The 17,834-nt window shown below is 68.6% G+C and carries 22 protein-coding genes; 17 read left to right on the top strand and 5 right to left on the bottom strand.

Annotation, left to right across the window (positions count from 1 at the left end; all coding sequences use genetic code 11):
- Positions 1-51: 51 nt before the first annotated feature.
- The 4 genes from JOD27_RS18780 to JOD27_RS18765 are packed head-to-tail and all read left to right on the top strand — an operon-like array spanning position 52 to position 3,054.
- Positions 52-1,344 (top strand): M16 family metallopeptidase, encoded by a 1,293-nt coding sequence (locus tag JOD27_RS18780; protein ID WP_204763988.1) that lies wholly within the window; start codon positions 52-54, stop codon positions 1,342-1,344.
- Positions 1,341-2,078, top strand: a complete 738-nt coding sequence (gene dapB, locus JOD27_RS18775; protein WP_204763537.1) for a 4-hydroxy-tetrahydrodipicolinate reductase — start codon at positions 1,341-1,343, stop codon at positions 2,076-2,078. The genes JOD27_RS18780 and dapB overlap by 4 nt, the downstream gene beginning before the upstream one ends.
- Positions 2,075-2,512 (top strand): tetratricopeptide repeat protein, encoded by a 438-nt coding sequence (locus tag JOD27_RS18770; RefSeq protein ID WP_204763536.1) that lies wholly within the window; start codon positions 2,075-2,077, stop codon positions 2,510-2,512. The genes dapB and JOD27_RS18770 overlap by 4 nt, the downstream gene beginning before the upstream one ends.
- Complete coding sequence (locus tag JOD27_RS18765) at positions 2,509-3,054, top strand: GrpB family protein (RefSeq protein WP_204763535.1); 546 nt, start codon at positions 2,509-2,511, stop codon at positions 3,052-3,054. Before JOD27_RS18770 ends, JOD27_RS18765 begins: the two co-directional genes overlap by 4 nt.
- 4 nt (positions 3,055-3,058) lie before the next feature.
- Here the strand turns inward: JOD27_RS18765 and JOD27_RS18760 are convergent, their stop codons facing one another.
- On the bottom strand, positions 3,059-4,264 hold the full coding sequence (locus tag JOD27_RS18760; RefSeq protein WP_204763987.1) for a winged helix-turn-helix domain-containing protein: 1,206 nt from the start codon (positions 4,262-4,264) through the stop codon (positions 3,059-3,061).
- Positions 4,265-4,334: 70 nt separating this feature from the next.
- On the opposite strand from JOD27_RS18760, the gene JOD27_RS18755 reads away from it, so the two are divergent.
- Both JOD27_RS18755 and JOD27_RS18750 read left to right on the top strand, forming a co-directional pair.
- Positions 4,335-4,877, top strand: a complete 543-nt coding sequence (locus JOD27_RS18755; RefSeq protein ID WP_204763534.1) for a GNAT family N-acetyltransferase — start codon at positions 4,335-4,337, stop codon at positions 4,875-4,877.
- Between the two features lie 21 nt (positions 4,878-4,898).
- A complete protein-coding gene (locus JOD27_RS18750) occupies positions 4,899-5,405 on the top strand; it encodes a hypothetical protein (protein ID WP_372441708.1) in 507 nt (168 codons plus the stop codon).
- A 70-nt stretch (positions 5,406-5,475) separates the two neighbouring features.
- Here the strand turns inward: JOD27_RS18750 and JOD27_RS18745 are convergent, their stop codons facing one another.
- Positions 5,476-6,342, bottom strand: a complete 867-nt coding sequence (locus JOD27_RS18745; RefSeq protein WP_204763533.1) for an SRPBCC family protein — start codon at positions 6,340-6,342, stop codon at positions 5,476-5,478.
- Positions 6,339-6,881: an ArsR/SmtB family transcription factor gene (locus JOD27_RS18740; RefSeq protein WP_204763532.1), complete on the bottom strand. Its 543-nt coding sequence runs from the start codon at positions 6,879-6,881 to the stop codon at positions 6,339-6,341. Before JOD27_RS18740 ends, JOD27_RS18745 begins: the two co-directional genes overlap by 4 nt.
- 127 nt (positions 6,882-7,008) lie before the next feature.
- Between JOD27_RS18740 and JOD27_RS18735 the strand changes: the two genes are divergently transcribed.
- From JOD27_RS18735 to JOD27_RS18725, 3 genes are read left to right on the top strand one after another with little or no spacing between them, the layout of a single operon-like run.
- The gene (locus tag JOD27_RS18735) at positions 7,009-7,992 is read left to right on the top strand and encodes an aldo/keto reductase (protein ID WP_204763531.1); all 984 of its coding nucleotides are present in this window, start codon (positions 7,009-7,011) and stop codon (positions 7,990-7,992) included.
- Between the two features lie 4 nt (positions 7,993-7,996).
- Positions 7,997-8,605 carry a TetR/AcrR family transcriptional regulator gene (locus JOD27_RS18730; protein WP_204763530.1) on the top strand — a complete coding sequence of 203 codons (609 nt, stop codon included), beginning with the start codon at positions 7,997-7,999 and terminating at the stop codon, positions 8,603-8,605.
- Between the two features lie 18 nt (positions 8,606-8,623).
- The gene (locus tag JOD27_RS18725) at positions 8,624-9,118 is read left to right on the top strand and encodes a hypothetical protein (protein WP_204763529.1); all 495 of its coding nucleotides are present in this window, start codon (positions 8,624-8,626) and stop codon (positions 9,116-9,118) included.
- An 87-nt stretch (positions 9,119-9,205) separates the two neighbouring features.
- On the opposite strand, the gene JOD27_RS18720 is transcribed toward JOD27_RS18725, so the two are convergent.
- Together JOD27_RS18720 and JOD27_RS18715 are read right to left on the bottom strand one after the other, a co-directional pair.
- Entirely contained in the window at positions 9,206-10,105 is a 900-nt protein-coding gene (locus tag JOD27_RS18720) for a DUF4097 family beta strand repeat-containing protein (RefSeq protein WP_307830202.1), read from the bottom strand.
- Between the two features lie 5 nt (positions 10,106-10,110).
- Positions 10,111-10,614 (bottom strand): toxin-antitoxin system HicB family antitoxin, encoded by a 504-nt coding sequence (locus tag JOD27_RS18715; RefSeq protein ID WP_204763527.1) that lies wholly within the window; start codon positions 10,612-10,614, stop codon positions 10,111-10,113.
- Between the two features lie 42 nt (positions 10,615-10,656).
- On the opposite strand from JOD27_RS18715, the gene thyX reads away from it, so the two are divergent.
- From thyX to JOD27_RS18675, 8 genes are all read left to right on the top strand, one after another.
- Positions 10,657-11,376 (top strand): FAD-dependent thymidylate synthase, encoded by a 720-nt coding sequence (thyX, locus tag JOD27_RS18710; RefSeq protein WP_372441713.1) that lies wholly within the window; start codon positions 10,657-10,659, stop codon positions 11,374-11,376.
- A gap of 4 nt (positions 11,377-11,380) precedes the next feature.
- Positions 11,381-11,800, top strand: coding sequence for an ACT domain-containing protein (locus tag JOD27_RS18705; RefSeq protein WP_204763525.1), 420 nt, complete (start codon positions 11,381-11,383; stop codon positions 11,798-11,800).
- Positions 11,801-11,869: 69 nt separating this feature from the next.
- Entirely contained in the window at positions 11,870-13,312 is a 1,443-nt protein-coding gene (locus tag JOD27_RS18700; RefSeq protein ID WP_204763524.1) for a serine/threonine-protein kinase, read from the top strand.
- Between the two features lie 2 nt (positions 13,313-13,314).
- The gene (locus tag JOD27_RS18695) at positions 13,315-13,728 is read left to right on the top strand and encodes a hypothetical protein (RefSeq protein WP_204763523.1); all 414 of its coding nucleotides are present in this window, start codon (positions 13,315-13,317) and stop codon (positions 13,726-13,728) included.
- 8 nt (positions 13,729-13,736) lie between these two features.
- The gene (locus JOD27_RS18690) at positions 13,737-14,348 is read left to right on the top strand and encodes a TIGR03085 family metal-binding protein (protein WP_204763522.1); all 612 of its coding nucleotides are present in this window, start codon (positions 13,737-13,739) and stop codon (positions 14,346-14,348) included.
- A gap of 19 nt (positions 14,349-14,367) precedes the next feature.
- Positions 14,368-15,264: a 4-hydroxy-tetrahydrodipicolinate synthase gene (gene dapA / locus JOD27_RS18685; protein WP_204763521.1), complete on the top strand. Its 897-nt coding sequence runs from the start codon at positions 14,368-14,370 to the stop codon at positions 15,262-15,264.
- Positions 15,261-16,940, top strand: a complete 1,680-nt coding sequence (locus JOD27_RS18680) for a ribonuclease J (protein WP_204763520.1) — start codon at positions 15,261-15,263, stop codon at positions 16,938-16,940. The genes dapA and JOD27_RS18680 overlap by 4 nt, the downstream gene beginning before the upstream one ends.
- Before the next feature lie 76 nt (positions 16,941-17,016).
- The gene (locus JOD27_RS18675) at positions 17,017-17,817 is read left to right on the top strand and encodes a F0F1 ATP synthase subunit A (RefSeq protein WP_204763519.1); all 801 of its coding nucleotides are present in this window, start codon (positions 17,017-17,019) and stop codon (positions 17,815-17,817) included.
- Positions 17,818-17,834: the final 17 nt, after the last annotated feature.

Here is a 17,834-nt window from a genome sequence, read left to right as displayed (position 1 = left end):
ACCGGACGGTTGGGGCACCTCCAGCGGCCGGGCAGCACGCGGGTGCTCGAGATGTCCGCGGGGTCCGAGGTGCGGCGCAGCATGCTGCCCTCGGGCCTGCGGGTCATCACCGAGCGCATCCCGAGCGTGCGGTCCGCGTCGGTCGGGCTGTGGGTGCAGGTCGGGTCCCGTGACGAGCGGCCAGAGGTGGCGGGTGCCGCGCACTACCTGGAACACCTGCTGTTCAAGGGAACCGCGCGCCGGTCGGCCGCTGCCATCGCCGAGGAGATCGACGCGGTGGGCGGCGAGCTGAACGCGTTCACCGCCAAGGAGCACACCTGCTACTACGCGCATGTCCTGGACGAGGACCTGCCGCTGGCGGTGGATCTGGTCGCGGACGTGGTGTTCGAGGCGATCTGCGGTCCGCGTGACTTCGAGACCGAACGCGGTGTCGTGCTCGAGGAGATCGCGATGCGCGACGACGACCCGGAAGACCTGTTGCACGACGCCTTCATCGAGGCGTTGTTCGGCGGGCACGCGCTGGGGCGTCCGGTGCTCGGCACCGAGAAGTCCATTCAGGACATGGAGAGGGACAACCTCTTCTCGTTCTACAAGAAGAACTACACGTTGCCGCGCATGGTGTTCGCCGTCGCGGGCAACATCGAGCACACGCACGTGATGCGCCTGGTGCGCAAGGCGATCGGCGACCGGCTGTCGCGGGTGGGCACCGCGGTCGCACCGCGAACCGGCCGTGCGCGCATCGCCGACGCCCGCAAGCTGGTGCTGCACACCGACGACACCGAGCAGGCGCACCTGATGCTCGGCATGAAGGGCCTCGACCGCCACGACGAGCGCCGCTTCGCGCTGAACGTGCTGAACGCGGCCATCGGCGGCGGCATGAGCTCCCGGCTGTTCCAGGAGGTTCGTGAGCGGCGGGGCCTGGCATACCAGGTGTACTCGTCCGTCGGCCTCTACGCGGACACCGGCACGTTCTCCGTCTACGCGGGCTGCCAGCCCGACCGGCTGGGCGAGACCGCCGGCGTGATCCGCGAGGTGCTCGTGGACGTCGCCCGCGGCGGCCTGTCCGACGCGGAGGTGGCGCGCGGCAAGGGACAGCTGCGCGGTGCGCTCGTCCTGGGGCTGGAGGACACCAGCTCGCGCATGTCGCGCATCGGCAAGGCCGAACTGAACTACGGCGACCACCTCAGCGTGGAGGCGACGCTCGCCAGGATCGACGAGGTCTCCGCCGAAGAAGTGGCGTCGCTCGCACGTGATCTGCTGCGCCGTCCCGTCGCCGCGGCGGTCGTCGGCCCCTACGATCACGCCGACGATCTGCCGGACCAGGTACACGAGGTGATTGCATGATTCGCGTCGGAGTTCTCGGCGCGCGGGGCCGCATGGGTTCCGAGGTGGTCCGCGCGGTCGAGGCCGCGAAGGACATGGAGGTCGTGGCCGCGATCGACGCCGACGACCCGTTGTCCGGGCTCGTGGACGCGGGTGTCGAGGTCGTCGTCGACTTCACGCACCCCGACGTCGTGATGGAGAACCTCTCTTTCTGCATCGCGAACGGAATCCATTGCGTGGTCGGCACTTCCGGCTTCGACCAGTCGCGTTTGGACGCGGTCGCCGCCCTGCTGGCGGGCAAGCCGTCCGTCGGTGTGCTGATCGCGCCGAACTTCGGCATCGGCGCCGTGCTGCTGATGCGCTTCTCGGAGATCGCGGCCCGCTACTACGAGTCGGCCGAGATCATCGAGCTGCACCACCCGCGCAAGGCCGACGCCCCGTCGGGCACCGCCGCTCACACGGCACGCCTGATCGCGGCGGCTCGTGAGGGCATGGACCCGATGCCCGACGCGACCACGCAGGAGGAGCCGGGCGCTCGCGGTGCCGTCGTCGACGGCGTGCGCGTCCACTCGCTGCGGATCTCCGGCATGATCGCGCACCAGGAGGTCGTGTTCGGCGGCGAGAGCGAGACCCTGACCATCCGCCAGGACTCGCTGCACCGCACGTCGTTCATGCCGGGCGTGGTGCTGGGCGTGCGTGAGGTCGTGTCGCGCCCCGGTCTGGCCGTGGGTCTCGACAAGTACCTGGACCTGTGAAGGTCCGGCTCACCGTCGGGCTGCTGATCGCGGCCCTCGCGGTCTACTTCGTCCTGCTCACCGGTCGTGCGGTCGCTCTGCTGCAGACCGGTGAGCTGGTCGGAATCCTGCTCGGCGTCGGCGTGCTGATCCTGCCGCTGCTCGGTGTGTGGCTCGTCTACTCGAACCTGCGCTTCGGGTGGGAGACCGAGAAGATGGCCCGCGAGCTCGACGCCGACGGCCTGCTGCCGGACGCCTCGCACCTGCCACGACGCCCGTCCGGCCGGGTCGACCGCGACGCCGCGGACGCGTGGTTCGAGGAACGGCGGGCCGAGGTCGAGGCGTCGCCAGAGGACTGGCGGGCCTGGTTCCGGCTCGCGTACGCCTACGACATCGCGGGGGACCGCGGGCGGGCGCGCGAGACGATGCGCAAGGCCATCGAGCTGCACTCGTGAGCGAGGCCGCCCCGGCGTGGGCGTACGAGCGGCCGGAGGTGCGTCCGCACGACCCCCGCTGGATCGTCCGGGCCGAGGCCGAGTGCTCGCGGCTTTCCGGTCTGCTCGCGACATGGGTGGTCGACGGCGTCGAACACGTCGGGTCCACGGCGGTGCCCGGTCTTGCGGCCAAGCCGATCGTGGATCTGATGGTCTCGGTGACCGACCTCGACGCCGTGGTCGCGCAGGCGTCCGAGCTTCTTGAGGCTGACGGCTGGGCCTATGTGCGTCCAGAACTGGATGGCCGGCCGTGGCGCCGGTTCTTCGTGAAGCCGGACGCGTCGGGGCAGCGGCGCGAGGCGCACCTGCACCTGATCCTGGCGGGGCATCCGAGGTGGACCGACCAAATCCGGTTCAGGGACGCGCTGCGCAACAACGCGCGCCTCGCCCAGGCCTACGAGGACCTGAAACGACGGCTGGCGGCCGAGAACGGGAACGACCGCGAGGCGTACACGGAAGGCAAGGCGGCCTTCGTGGCGAGCGTTCTCGCCGAAACCGCGTGAGCCGTCAGCCGGTCGCGACGGCCGCCGCCAGTTCCGCGGCCAGGTCTCCCTTCCGCACCACGAGAACATCCTCCAGCCCCAGCCACTCGGCCATGTGCTGAAGCTCCCCGGCCAGCTCGGCAGCAACCCGGCCGCGCTCCACACCTTCCTCCGCGAACGCCGACTGCACCCGCAGCACTCCTGCCGCCCGGTCGGCCTTCAGGTCGACGCGGCCGACCAGCTGACCGTCCAGCAGGAACGGGAACACGTAGTAGCCGTGCACCCGCCGCGGCTCGGGCACGTAGATCTCGATGCGGTACCGGAACCCGAAGATCCGCTCGGTGCGGGCCCGCTCCCAGATCAGCGGGTCGAACGGGCACAGCAACGCGCGGCCCTCCACCCGCCGCGGCGCCTCCGCGTCGACGTGGCGGTAGCCGACGCCGCGCCAGCCGTCGACCGCCACCGGCTCCAGCACGCCCTCCTCCACCAGGGAGGCCACGGCGGCCTGCGAGCGGCGCGGGTCGAGGCGGTAGTAGTCGCGCAGGTCGGGTTCTGTCGCCACGCCCAGGGCCACCGCGGAACGCCGGACGAGCTCGCGGGCGCCCTCATCCGGGGTCAGCTTCCGCGCGAGGACGTCCGGCGGGATCACGCGTTCGGTCAGGTCGTAGAGGCGCTCGAAGCTGCGGCGGGTGCCGGTGGTCAGGACACCGACGCCGAACAGGACCTCGCACACGCGCTTGACCTCGGACCAGTCCCACCACGGGCCCTTCGACCGGCCGGAGTCGCCCACGAGAGCCTTCTCCAGGGCGCCCGCGCCGATCGGGCCCAGCTCCTTGATGGCGGACAGAACCTCGTCGACGAGCTGCGGGGAGCGTTCGAGGACGGTCTGGTAGTGCTGCCACCAGCCGCGTTTCTTCGCGCCGGAGTGGAACAGCGGCCAGTCCGGGACCGGGACCAGCGAGGCCTCGTGGGCCCAGGTCTCGACGAGCATGCGGGGCTTGCGCGAGGAGTGGGTCCAGGCCGCCTCGTCCAGCAGCGAGGGGTCGTAGGCACCTAACCGCGAGAACAGCGGCATGTAGTGGGCGCGGACCGCCACGTTCACCGAGTCGATCTGCAGCAGTTGCACGCGGGAGAGCACGCGCTGCAGGTGCCTGCGGGTGGCCGCTGCGGGCCTGGAGTCGGTGAAGCCCTGGGAGCCCAGGGCGATTCGGCGGGCTACGTCCGCGCTCATCCTCTGCACGAGGCCGATGTTGCCACGCACCCCTGACAATTCCGCGACACGGCGTCGATAAGGTGCGGTTATGGCCGACGCCGGCGTCCACATCGCCACCGCTGCAGACCTTTCGGAGATCGTCCGCATCCATCGGGAGACGTGGAGGCTCGCGTACTCCCAGCTGTTGCCGCGGGAGGTCCTCGACACGCTCGACACCGACGAGGCGTGGGCGATGGCCGTCCAGCAGGAAGCGGTGCTCAAGGCGACGGAAGGGGAGTGGATCGTCGGCTTCGTCGTGGCCAGCAAGGCTCCGGACGACGAGGTGGCCAAGGCGGACGGTTCGCTGCCGGAGGACGCGGAGACGACCGCTTTGCTCAGCGTTCTCGTCGAACCGCGCTGGGGCAGGCGAGGCCACGGCACGCGGCTGGTGGCGGAGGCGTGCAGGCGCTTGAAGGAAGCAGGTGCGACGCGCGGGATCGCGTGGGTGCCGGAAGCCGACAAGGCGTCGCGCAACTTCTACGAACGACTGGGCTGGTCGGGTGACGGCACGGTGCGCACATTGGACGCAGGCGGGCGTCCGTTGCGCGAAATCCGGGTGTCCGGCCCCTTGACCGTCCGACTCGACCACTGAGATCTGTGTAGCCTCGGCCGGGTGCTCGCCTTGGTTGGCCTCACCTTCGGGGTCGCGTTCGGCTCGGCGCTCGTTCCCTTCATCAGCATCGAAATGTGGGTGGTGGGTGTCGGCGCGCGCTGGCCCGGCGTGTCGTGCTTTCTCGTCGGCCTCGTCGTGGCCGTCGCCCAGGTGCTCGGCAAGCTGCTGTACTTCTACGCGGCACGCGGCGACATCAAGCTGCCGAAGTTCATGCACCGCAAGGAAAAGGCCAAGCAGTCACGCCTTCAGCGCTGGTTCGGGCCCGGTACGCGGATGCACCGCTGGGGCGACTGGATCCACGCGAAGTGCCGGGCGCACCCGAACTGGATGGCCGGCACGCACGCGGTGAGCTCACTGGTCGGGGTGCCGCCGTTCATGGCGACGAGCGTTCTCGCCGGGCTGGCGGGCATGTCGACGGTGATGTTCGTGGTGACGGGAATGGTGGGCCGCTTCGCGAGGTTCAGCTTCCTCGCGGCCTCGCCGGCCATGGTCATGGCCTGGTTCTAGTGGTGTGGCGCATTCGCGGTCAGACGGTGAGAGCCGAATGACCTGGCTCTCACCCGCCTGGTTCGGCCGATCATTCAAGAGTGAGAACGCCATCGGGCAGACCGGGCATTTCCATCGAATGCCACATCGGACGCCACTCCGGCACCTCCAGCATGCGCTTGAGGTCCGCGAACCCGCTGAGCCAGCCCATCCACGGGCCGTACGGCGGGTTGGTCGTGTCGAACCCGCTCTGCACGAACGTCAGGTGTGTCCTGCCCTCCGAGCCCTTCAGCTCCCAGGACGCGACCATCCCCTCCTGGAACTCCAGCGTGAAGTGCTCGGAGTCCAAAGCGAGGATCTTCGCCGGCGTCTCGTCGGACTCGAGGCTCCCCATCGTCCAGCGGCCGCCGACGTGCGGCTCGATCTCCATCCGCGCCCCGAACCACCGGGCGAACACGTCCGGGTCGGTCAAAGCGTCGATGATGGCCGCGGGCGTCGCCGCGATGTCGGTCTCGAACCGCTGCTCGGGTGTCGTGAAATCGCAGAACCCGAACACCGGCCGGTCCTCGACGTGCTCGACCAGGTTCGCGAGCACCAGCGGCCAGAACGTCTGGATGGTCTCGGCCCAGTCGTTGCCGTCACCCCAGGTCGGGTACGGGGACTGCGTCATGGCGATCACCGTCTCGCCGCCGCGTTCCTCCACGGCGAGCGAAACCGTGTAGTCCGTGCCGTTCAGGAACCAGGAGAAGCTCACGGACGTGTCGTCCACGCTCAGCAGCTTCTGCCGTCCCCGTTCGCCTTCCGGTGTGTAGCGTCCCCAGAACTCGTAGATCCCTTGCCCGAGATCCACGAACGCGTGTTCGGCGAGCCAGGTTCGCAGGCCTTCGGTCGTCGTCAGGGCCTGGTGGATCCGCGCGGCGGGCGCGGTGGTGCGAACGCGGACAACTCCGGTGCTCATCGGTTGTCTCCCTTCGGGTAACAGGCGAGCGCGATGCGGAACGCATCCCCCTCAGCGCCGCCATATCGGGTGAAGAGGTCCTGCAACGTCGTCTGCAGCTCGGCCAGGAACCGCTGCCGGTCCTCCGGCCGCACGCGGATCTCGCCGGACACGCCGACCGACGGCAGTTCGGTGTCGCGGTCCAGCGCTGCCACGTCGACCTGGATCTGCTCGGCGAGGTCGACGAGGTGGCCCAAGGCGAGTTCGTCGCGCGAGCCGATCCGGCCGACCAGTCGCGGCGACAGCCAGTACGACCGCGCCACCGCCTGGTAGAGGCCTTCCTGGACGCCGCGCACCTTGCGCTCGGCGACCTGGGCCGCGAGGCCGGCCTTGACCAGCTGCTTCACGTGGTAGTGCACGCGTTGCGGCGTCTGGTCGAGCACCTCGGCGATCTCGGTGCACGAACGCGGCGCGGCGAGCTGCCGCAGCACCTCCACGCGCTGCGGCTTGAGCAGGGTCTCGGCCTGCTCCATCCGGTCCAGGTAGATCACGTCTCTCATTGCAAAAACAACTTTGAACGTTCAAAACTCTTTTGTCAATGGGGGCGGACAACTGACGGCTGACAGATATTGAAATCTGTCAGTCCATCGGGCAGGCTGGAAGTCACAGAGACGAAGGAGATCGGCAATGCAGAAGCGTCAGCTCGGATCCACCGGCCCGATCGTGTCCGCCATCGGGCTGGGCTGCATGGGCATGTCCGACGCCTATGGCCCGGCCGACCGCGACGAGAGCATCGCGACCATCCACGCGGCGATGGACGCGGGCGTCACGTTGCTCGACACCGGCGACTTCTACGGCCAGGGCCACAACGAGCTGCTCATCAGCGAGGCCATCAAGGGACGCCGGGACGAGGTGCAGCTCAGCGTCAAGTTCGGTGGCATGCGGGACGCGGACGGCACGTTCGTCGGCTTCGACACCCGCCCCGCCGCGGTGGCCAACTTCCTCGCGTACTCGCTGCAGCGGCTCGGCACGGACCACGTCGACATCTACCGGCCGGCGAGGCTCGACCCGGACGTGCCGATCGAGGACACCATCGGCGCCATCGCCGAGCAGGTCGAGAAGGGGCGCGTCCGGCACATCGGCCTGAGCGAGGTCGGCGCCGAGACGATCCGCAGGGCCCACGCCGTGCACCCGATCGTCGATCTGCAGATCGAGTACGGGCTGCTGGAGCGCGGCGTCGAGCGGGAGATCCTGCAGACCACGCGAGAGCTCGGCATCAGCATCACCGCGTACGGGGTGCTGTCACGCGGTCTGATCTCGGCCACGCCGCTCACCATCGGCGAGGGCGACTACCGCGGCCACACGCCCCGGTTCCAGGGTGACAACCTGGTCCGCAACCAGGCCCTCGTCGCGAAGCTCGACGAGATCGCGCAGGACAAGGGAGTCACGGTCGCGCAGCTCGCCATCGCGTGGGTCGCGGCACGCGGAGAGGACGTGGTGCCTCTCGTCGGCACGACCAAGCGTGCGAGGCTGAACGAGGCGATCGGGGCCGTCGACGTGACGTTCACCGAGCGGGAATTGCAGGAGATCGAGGCCGTTGTTCCTGTTGGGGCCGCTGCGGGCACTCGGTACCCGACCGCGATGATGGCCTTCTTGGACAGCGAGAGGTGAGTACGTGGCGGAGACGTTGACGTCCGAGGCGATCCTCGTGGCGACCGAAGAGGTGCTGCGCAGGTACGGCCCTGCCAAGGCGACGGTGGTCGACGTCGCCAAGGCGCTCGGGGTCAGCCACGGCAGCGTCTACCGCCACTTCCCGACCAAGGCCGCGTTGCGGGAGGCCGTGACCCGGCGCTGGCTCGACGCGCAGCACGTGGCGATGGAGCCGACGTTCGACCAGGGGCTCACCGCTGCCGAGATGCTCAGGGCCTGGCTGCAGAAGCTCTTCGACCGCAAGAAGCTCTCGCACGTCGACGAACCCGAGCTGTTCGCGACGTACCTGGTGCTGGTCCGGGAGAGTCGCGCCATTCCCGAGTACCACGTCGAGCACCTGGTGGGTCAGCTCGCGCGCATCATTTCGGCGGGAGTGGAAACCCACGAGTTCGTGACGGACGACGTGAACGCGACGGCGCAGGCGGTGTGGGACGCGACCGACAGGTTCCACCACCCGGCGCACGCCCAGGAGTGGGGCGATCCTCACATTCAGGATGCGTTCGACGCCGTGGTCTCACTGGTCATCGCGGGACTGCGGTACAACCGAATCCCGAGTGCCGCAGGCGATGCTTGAGGGTCACGGAGGTGAGCGGTGCCGCCTGACGAGTGGATCGATCTGCTGGGAGCGCCAGAACGGCGTCCGGACCCGGTTGACTGGGACGCGGTCAAATCACGTGCGGGCACCGCGTTGCCGAGCGACTACGTGCACCTCGCGGAGGCCTATCCACCACTCGTGGTGGGTGGTTACGTCCGGATCCTGCATCCCACTGCGCGTGCCGGGTTCATGAACTGGATGGCGCAGGCGCCGAAGATCCTGCGTGCGCTGCGCAGGCAACCGGGTCTGCGCGTGCACCCCGACGTGCCGGGCCTGCTGCCGTGGGGCACGACCCTGAACGGCGACCACTGCCTGTGGTTCACCAGCGGCGAGCCGGACGAGTGGACCGTGGTGATCACGGACCTGCGCCAGAGCTGGTCGTACGACGGCAACTTCTCGAGCTTCATCAGGAAGTTCCTGACCGGCGAGATCCGCTGCCCGATCTTCCCGGACGACGTCCCCGGCGGCTCCAAACCGTTCCAGGAACCCTGACCGCCCGCTGTTTTCGGAGTACGCGGGGAGCTTTCGTACTCTTGTGCAGTACGAAAGGGCCCCGCGTACCTCCTCCGACCCCCCCGGTCAGGTTGAGGCGGCAGTCACCAGCGCGTTGCCGCTGCCCGTGCGGCCCGTCACCCTCAGCGCGGCGTCGCCGAGCGGTTCGGACGAGACTTCGAAGTCGCTGCGTGCCGTGCCGGACGTGGACACCAGGTCGATGCGTGCGAGCGTGCCCTGCCGGATGCCGACGCGGATGTTGCCCGAGCCCGTGCCGAGGTGGATGTCACCCGAGGCCGCGTCGGCCACGGTCAGCTCGCCGCTGCCGGTGCGGACCTGGACGTTGGCCTGCACCGCACCCAGCCACACGTCGCCGGTTCCGGTGATCAACGTGGCGTTGCCGCCCACCGACGAGACCTCGACGTCACCGCTGCCGGTCTTGGTCTTCAGTCCCGAGAGCATCGTGCCCAGCCGGACGGTGCCGGCACCCGAGTTCACCTTGACCTCGCCGGTCGCCCGGTCCGCCGACACGCTGCCCGTGCCGGTGTTCAGGTCGAGCCGTCCAGCGGCGCCGGTCACGATGACGTCAGCCGCGCCGGTCCGTGACGTCACGTGTGACCCCACCGGTGCCGTGACGACCACCGACAGCGGCACCGCGCGCAACGGCAGCGCCTTCGACGACTCGATGCGCAACCGGTTGCCCAGCAGTTCGACGCGGGCTTCGCGGACGGCCTCCTCCGGGCCGGCGGCAGGGGTGCCCTTGTCGGGGCCGAACTGGCCGCTGACCCAGCTCAGCACGCTGGACAGGCCCTCGGTCCACGAGTTGGCCGCGGTCGGGTCGTGCCGCACTTCGACGTGCACGCCCGGCTCGTCGGAGAGGTGCACCTGCACCCGGCCGCTGAGCAGCGAGATGTCGATCTCGGCGATGCCCGCGAACTCGAAGCTCTGCTGACGCACCACGCCTGCTGGTTCACTCTGCTCGGTCACTTCGCTCACCCCTGCACCCATCCGCGGACGCGTGAGCCGTGGCCCGCGTTTCCGCTCCACCCCTTGTGCTGATGCTTGTGCTTGCCGTGCACCGCGCCCCCGACGGCCTGCTGGATGAACGAGTTCAGCGACACGCCCTGGGCGGCCGCGGCGGCCTCGGCCTTCGCCTTCAGCTCGTTGATCATGCGCAGCGTGATGCGGCTGATGTCACCCGTGGCGTCACCCATCGGGACCTCCTGGCCGGGTGCGGGCTCCGGCTCCGGTTCTGCTGATCCCGTGACGACCACCTGGACGTCCCGGCCTGCCAGTCGAACCTCCACGACCTGGCCTTCCAGGGAGGCGGTGACCTCCGCGGCCAGGTCCGACAGTGCGTTCATGATTGCCAGTCGCGCGGCTGGCTCGAGCGCTGCGGACAACGCGGCGGCCGTTCGACGGGTGTTCTCGTCCCCCGCTGATGCGGCCGTCGCCAGGTCCTCACGCAGTGACGCGATGTACGGCGACAGATCCATGACACCACTATGACGTCACATCTGGTGTCGCGCAACCGTCAGATAGTGTCCTGGGCTATGCCGAGAGTGCGCTTGGTGGCGAAAACCGAGTTCATCCCGCCGGACGACGTGCCATGGACGACCGACGCGGACGGTGGCGCGGCGCTCGTCGAGTTCGCCGGCCGGGCCTGCTACCAGTCGTGGGACCGCTCGAACCCCATGACGAACACCAACGCGACCTTCCTGCACCACCTGCTCGACGTGGGGCACCTCGCCGCGTTCGAGCACGGCAGCGCGACGCTCTACCTGACCGAACTGCCCCGATCGCTCACCCACGAGCTGATCCGGCACCGGCACTTCTCGTACTCGCAGCTCTCCCAGCGCACCGACCCGACCGACGTCGTCGAGCCGGAGCTGATCAAGAACGATCCGGAGCTGCACGCGCGGTTCGTCGCCGCGACCGAGGCGAGCCTCAAGGCGTACGAGGACCTGGTGCAGAGCCTGGAGAAGACGGTCAACGGCAGGCGCGCGCGGCAGATCGCCAGGTCCGTGCTGCCCAACGCCACCGGCACCGAGATCGTCGTGACCGGCAACTACCGGTCGTGGCGGCACTTCATCGCAATGCGCGCGACCGAGCACATCAACGTCGAACTGCGCGAACTCGCCGTCGCCTGCCTGCGCGAACTGACCAAGGCCGCGCCGAACGCGTTCGCCGACTTCGTGATTTCGACACTCCCGGACGGCACAGAAGTTGCTTCAAGCCCACTGGTGGTTGAAGGCTGACGCCATGAAGCGGCTCATCGTGGACGTCCGCCCTGGCGAATACACGGTCACGCGCCTGGCAGCGGACGCCCCGCTCCCCGCCGGGCTGCTGGACCTGACCGACGTGCTGGTCTCCGTGACCAGGACGCCGGACGAGTTGTCGATCATCGCGCCGTCGTCGTTCGCCATGCCGAGCCCAGCCGCTTGGAGTCAATCCAAAACAGAGAAGGGCTGGCGGCTGCTCACCGTCCGCGGCCCGCTGGAGTTCACGCTGACCGGCATCATGGCCGCGCTGGCGGGTGAGCTGGCGGCTGCGGGCGTCTCGCTGTTCGCGGTGTCCACATACGACACGGACCACCTGCTCGTCAAGCACGGCGACCTCGGCCGGGCCGTGCTGGCGCTGCGTGCCGCAGGTCACGAACTGGTTGTAGCGCCGGAAGTCTAGGAACCGATCCTGCGTGTGGCGGGTCTGAAGTACCGTCAACGCCCCCTGGGTCTTCCTTTGTAGGAGCGCATGTTGCACGGACAGGCAGTCGAACCGCGCGTCATCGCCGGCAGGTACGCCCTGGTGGCCGAGCTCGGCCGCGGCGGGATGGGCATCGTGTGGCGTGCGCAGGACCGCCACATCGGGCGTTTCGTCGCGATCAAGGAACTGCACCTGCCCGACGGCATCGCGTACGAGGAACGCCGTGTGCTCGAAGAGCGCGCTCTGCGTGAGGCACGCACCGCGGGCAAGCTCAACGACCCCGGCATCGTGACCGTCTACGACGCGATCAACGAGAACGGCACGACGTACATCATCATGGAGCTGGTCGAGGCGGCGACGCTGTCGGCGTTGATCAGCACGCACGGCCCGATGCCGCCGAATCAGGTCGTGTCGATCGCGCTGCAGGCGTTGTCGGCGCTGGAGACCGCGCACGCGGCCGGGATCGTGCACCGCGACGTCAAGCCCGGCAACCTGATGGTCCGCCCGGACGGCAAGCTCAAGCTCACCGACTTCGGCATCGCCCAGGCCGTCGACGACCCGCGCCTGACGACGAGCGGCAGCCTGATCGGCTCGCCCGCGTACATGGCGCCGGAGCGCATCCACGGCCACGAGGCCGGTCCGCCGTCCGACCTGTGGGCGCTGGGCGCGACCCTCTGCTACGCCGTCGAGGGCTGGAGCCCGTTCGAGCGCTCGTCCACGGCCTCGACGTTGCACGCGATCATGAGCGAGACCCCGCGGCTGACCCGTGCGACGGGCGTGCTGGGCGCCGTCATCACCGGCCTGCTGATCGCCGACCCGAACGCGCGGCTGTCCGGCCCGCAGGCCCGCGCGATGCTGTCGAGCATCGGCAACCAGCCGACGCCGCCCACCGGGATTCCGCCGCAGGCCACGCAGCAGTACCAGCAGACTCGCGCCGTCGACCCGGCGAAGAGGAAGCGCAACCGCATCCTCGCGATCGTCGGTGCCGTCGCCATCGCCGCGGCGGCGTTCACCGGCGGCATCTACGCGCACAGCTGGTTCACGACGCCGGGCGGCGGCAACAGCAACACGCTGACCTACGGCGAGGGCGGTGAGGTCCCGGTCTTCGGTCTCTCCGAGAACGTGTGCGGCAACGGCCAGGTGGCGCCGACGAAGCAGCTCGACTCGGAGACGCGAGAGGACTGCGACAAGCCGCACGACTTCGAGGTGTTCGACGTGGTCGAAACGCTGCCGGTGACCTCGAGCCTGCCCGACGCGACCTACCCCGGTGTCGAGGCGCTCACGAACCTCGGCGTCGCCCGCTGCGAGCTGACCCTGAAATCGCAGTGGGTCAAGGACGGCGGGAAGCTCAAGCTCACCACGCTGATCCCCACCGACACGGCGTGGAAGAAGAACAAGAACGACAGCGCGCAGCGCCGTATCTACTGCGTGGCAGCCAAGAAGGACGGCAGCCAGCTCAACTCCACCATCAGCGCGAAGAAGGACAACTGAGGGTGAAGCGACGGATCATCTCCGCCCTGCTGATCCTCGGCTGCGCGGCCACCATGGCCGCGTGCACGAGCAGCGAGGACAAGTTCGTCTCCGAGCTCAAGGCGGCCGGCTTCACCAACATCGGCGACCCCAGCACGGAGAAGTCGAAGAAGTCCAAGAAGATCGGCAAGCGCACGGTCAAGACCTCGGAGCGCATCATCGAGGTGATCGTGCGGATGAAGGGCTGCGACCTGGAGTTCGCCAAGACCTCCGGTCAGTCGGGATACTGGTTGGATGAACTGCACGTCAACGGACAGGAACCGGACTGGCCCGGATATCCGGAGAACCTGAACCGCGACCAGGTGGTCAAGCTGCTGGCGGACTCCTCCGCCAAGCCGAACGGCTTCAGCAGCTGCTACAAGCCGAACGAGTCCTAGGAGCAGGTGTGGGTCTCGCACGCGACGAACGCAAGGCGCTCGTCGACCTGATGACCGAGCTCGGCCCCGACGCGCCGACGTTGTGCGGTACTTGGCGGACCTTGGACCTTGCCGCCCACCTCGCGATCCGCGAGCGGCGCCCGGACACCGCGCCGGGCATCGTGCTGCCGGGCTTCGCGAAGTGGACGGAGAAGGTCCAGGAGGACTACACGCACAAGGCGTGGAGCGAGCTCCTCGACCTCGTGCGCACGCCGCCGTTCTGGATCCAGCCGGTCGACGACCTCATCAACACGGGTGAGTACTTCGTGCACCACGAGGACGTGCGGCGCGCACAGCCCGACTGGGAGCCACGGCCGTACGACGCTCGTCGTGAGAAGGTGCTGTGGAAGCTGCTGCCGTTCACCGCGCGCATGACGTACAAGTCGTCGCCCGTGGGAGTGACGCTCGTGCGGCCCGACGGCGCGCACATCGTCGCCAAACCGGGTGCCAACGGCGTGATGATCACGGGTGAGGTGCCCGAGCTCGTGATGCTCGCGTTCGGCCGTGACCAGGCTCGCGTGGAATACAGCGGCGACGCCGACGCGGTCGAACGCGTGCGGTCGTTGAACCGAAGTGTCTGACCTCGGGTAGTTTCTGCGCATGCCTGCAAGCCCGTACGCAGGGCCGGACCGCCCGTTCGGCCGCGTCCTCACCGCCATGGTCACGCCGTTCGACAGCCGTGGCGAGGTTGACTTCGCCAAGGCGCAGGAACTGGCGAAACACCTGGTGGACCTGGGCAACGACGGCCTGGTCGTCAACGGCACGACCGGTGAGAGCCCGACGACGACCGACGGCGAGAAGGCCGCACTGATCACGGCCGTCGTCGAGGCCGTGGGCGACCGCGCGACCGTGGTGGCGGGCGCGGGCACCTATGACACCGCGCACAGCATCCACCTGGTGCAGCAGGCCGAGAAGGCGGGCGCGCACGGCGCGCTGGTCGTGACGCCGTACTACTCGCGGCCGCCGCAGGAGGGCCTGCTCGCGCACTTCACCGCCGTCGCCGACGCGTCGGGCCTGCCGGTGATGCTCTACGACATCCCGCCGCGCGCGGTCGTGCCGATCGAGGTCGACACCCTGCTGCGCCTGGCGGAACACCCGCGGATCCTGGCCGTGAAGGACGCCAAGGGCGACCTGCACGCGGGTAGCCGGGTGATCGCTTCGACCGACCTCGCCTACTACTCGGGTGACGACCCGCTGAACCTGCCGTGGCTGTCCGTCGGCGCCGTCGGGTTCGTGAGCGTCATCGGTCACCTCGCGGCGGACCGCCTGCGTGATCTCGTCGAAGCGTACGAAGCCGGACACGTGGTCCGGGCAAAGGAAATCCACGAGTCGCTGCTGCCGCTGCTGCGACCCTTCCGCCGGGTCCCCGGCGTGACCTACACGAAGGCCGCACTGCGCCTGCGCGGACTGGACGTGGGCGACCCGCGTCTGCCGCTGGTGCCCGCCGCGGCCGAAGACATCGAGGCCATCGCGGCCGAACTGGGAGTCAACGCGTGACCCGATCGACCGAAATCCCTCCCGCTCTGCCGGAAGGCGGCCTGCGGGTCGTCGCACTCGGCGGAATCGGCGAGGTCGGCCGCAACATGACCGTTTTCGAGCACGCCGGCAGGCTGCTCGTGGTCGACTGCGGCGTTCTCTTCCCCGAAGACGACCAACCGGGCGTGGACCTGATCCTGCCCGACTTCCGCGCCATCGAGGACCGGCTCGACGACATCGACGCCATCGTCCTGACGCACGGCCACGAGGACCACATCGGCGCGGTCCCGTTCCTGCTGAAGCTGCGCCCCGACCTGCCGGTCGTGGGCTCCCGCTTCACGCTGGCGCTGCTCGCCGCCAAGTGCCGCGAACACCGCCAGAACCCGCAGTTGGTGGAGGTCCGCGAAGGTCAGCGGTCCTCGTTCGGGCCGTTCGAGCTGGAGTTCTTCGCGGTCAACCACTCGATCCCGGACGCGCTGGCCATCGCCATCCGCACGTCGGCTGGTCTGGTGCTGCACACCGGTGACATCAAGCTGGACCAGCTGCCGCTGGACGGCCGGCTGACCGACCTGGCCGGGTTCTCGCGCCTGGGCGACGAGGGCGTGGACCTGTTCCTGGTCGACTCGACCAACGCCGAGGTGCCCGGCTTCGTGGTGCCGGAGCGCGAGATCGGCCCCGTGCTGGAGAACGTGATCCGCAAGGCCCGTCAGCGGGTCATCGTCGCGTGCTTCGCCTCGCACGTGCACCGCGTGCAGCAGGTGCTGGACGTGGCCGTGCAGTACAAGCGCAAGGTCGCGTTCGTGGGCCGCTCGATGGTCCGCAACATGGGCATCGCGTCCGACCTCGGGTTCCTGAACGTGCCGGACGGCCTGTTCGTCGACCTCGACGAGGCCATGCGGATGGAGGAGGACGAGGTCCTCTTCGTGTCGACCGGTTCGCAGGGCGAGCCGCTGTCGGCGTTGTCCCGCATGGCTCGCGGCGACCACCGGCAGATCTCGATCCGCGAGGGCGACACGGTGATCCTCGCGTCGTCGCTGATCCCCGGCAACGAGAACGCGGTCTTCAACGTCGTCAACGGCCTCGCGAAGCTCGGCGCGACCGTGGTGCACCAGGGCAACGCCAAGGTCCACGTCTCCGGCCACTCACCGGCAGGCGAGTTGTTGTTCCTCTACAACGCCGTCCGGCCGTCCAACGTCATGCCGGTGCACGGCGAGTGGCGGCACCTGCGTGCGAACGCGGCACTGGCCGTGGCGACCGGAGTAGCCGAGGACCACGTGGTGATCGCCGAGGACGGCGTCGTCGTCGACCTGGTGGACGGCAAGGCGTCGATCTCCGGACGCGTTGTGGTGGGCCACGTCTACGTCGACGGACTGTCCGTCGGCGACGTCGGTGAGTCCACTTTGTCCGATCGACTGGTGCTGGGCGAGGGCGGGTTCATCGCGATCACCGTCGGCATCGACACCGCGACCGGCCGGGCCGTGGCGCCGCCGACGATCTCCGGCCGCGGGTTCTCCGACGACCCCAAGGCGCTGGACCAGGTCGTGCCGCTGGTGGAGATGGAACTGGCGCGCACCGAGGCCGAGGGCATCACCGACACGCACCGGGTCGCCCAGGCGGTGCGTCGCGTCGTGGGGCGCTGGGTCGCCGAGACGTACCGGCGCAGGCCGATGATCATCCCGACGGTCATTCCGGTGTGAACGTGACCCTGCTGTGATCTGCGTCCCCCTCGTCCGCTAAGGTTTGGTCCCAGACCATGGACGAGGGGGTCGCCTCATGGCCGATAACGACGTCTTCAGCCCACCAGGCAAAGAAGACATCTTTCTTCCACCGATCTTCACCTGGCACGAGCCGTTCGGAATTCCGTACGACCTCGAGGTGGACAAGGCACTGGTCCTGCTGTTCCTGTCGATCGCGATCATCCTGGCGTTCTTCCTGATCACCACGAGGAACCTCAAGCTCGTCCCGTCGCGCTGGCAGTTCGCCGCCGAGTCGGTCTACGACTTCGGCCGCAACACCATCGCGCGGGAGCAGATCGGTGCCAAGGAGTTCGCGCCGTACGTGCCGTTGATCGTCAGCATCTTCTGCTTCGCGCTGGTGAACAACCTCTACGGGCTGATCCCGTTCGTGCAGTTCCCGACCTTCACGCACAGCGGGTTCCCGTTCGCCGTGGTGGTGATCATCTACCCGCTCTACCACATCGTGGGCATCAGGAAGTTCGGGCTCAGGGGCTACCTGCGAAACCAGTTCATCATCCCGGACGTGCCGAAGGGCGTGTTGTGGGGTCTGCTGATCCCGACCGAAATCATCCTGAAGTTCTTCTTCGACCCGCTGAACCTCATGATCCGGGTGTTCGCGGCGATGTTCGCCGGGCACCTCCTGGTGCTGGTGTTCACGCTCGGCGGCGAGTTCCTGCTGCTGCACGGCCCGATCTGGCTGAAGCCCGCATCCGTGCTGGGCTTCGCGCTCGCGATCGGGCTGATCTTCCTGGAGGCGCTGGTGCAGGTGTTGCAGGCGTACATCTTCGCCTTGCTGTCGGCGCACTTCATCGGACGAGCGCTCGCCGACCAGCATTAGTGCTGTGGCCGCCGGCA

Origin of the sequence: Lentzea nigeriaca (genome assembly GCF_016907955.1) — a bacterium.
Classification (GTDB): domain Bacteria; phylum Actinomycetota; class Actinomycetes; order Mycobacteriales; family Pseudonocardiaceae; genus Lentzea; species Lentzea nigeriaca.
This window is presented reverse-complemented; position numbering and strand designations above follow the sequence as displayed.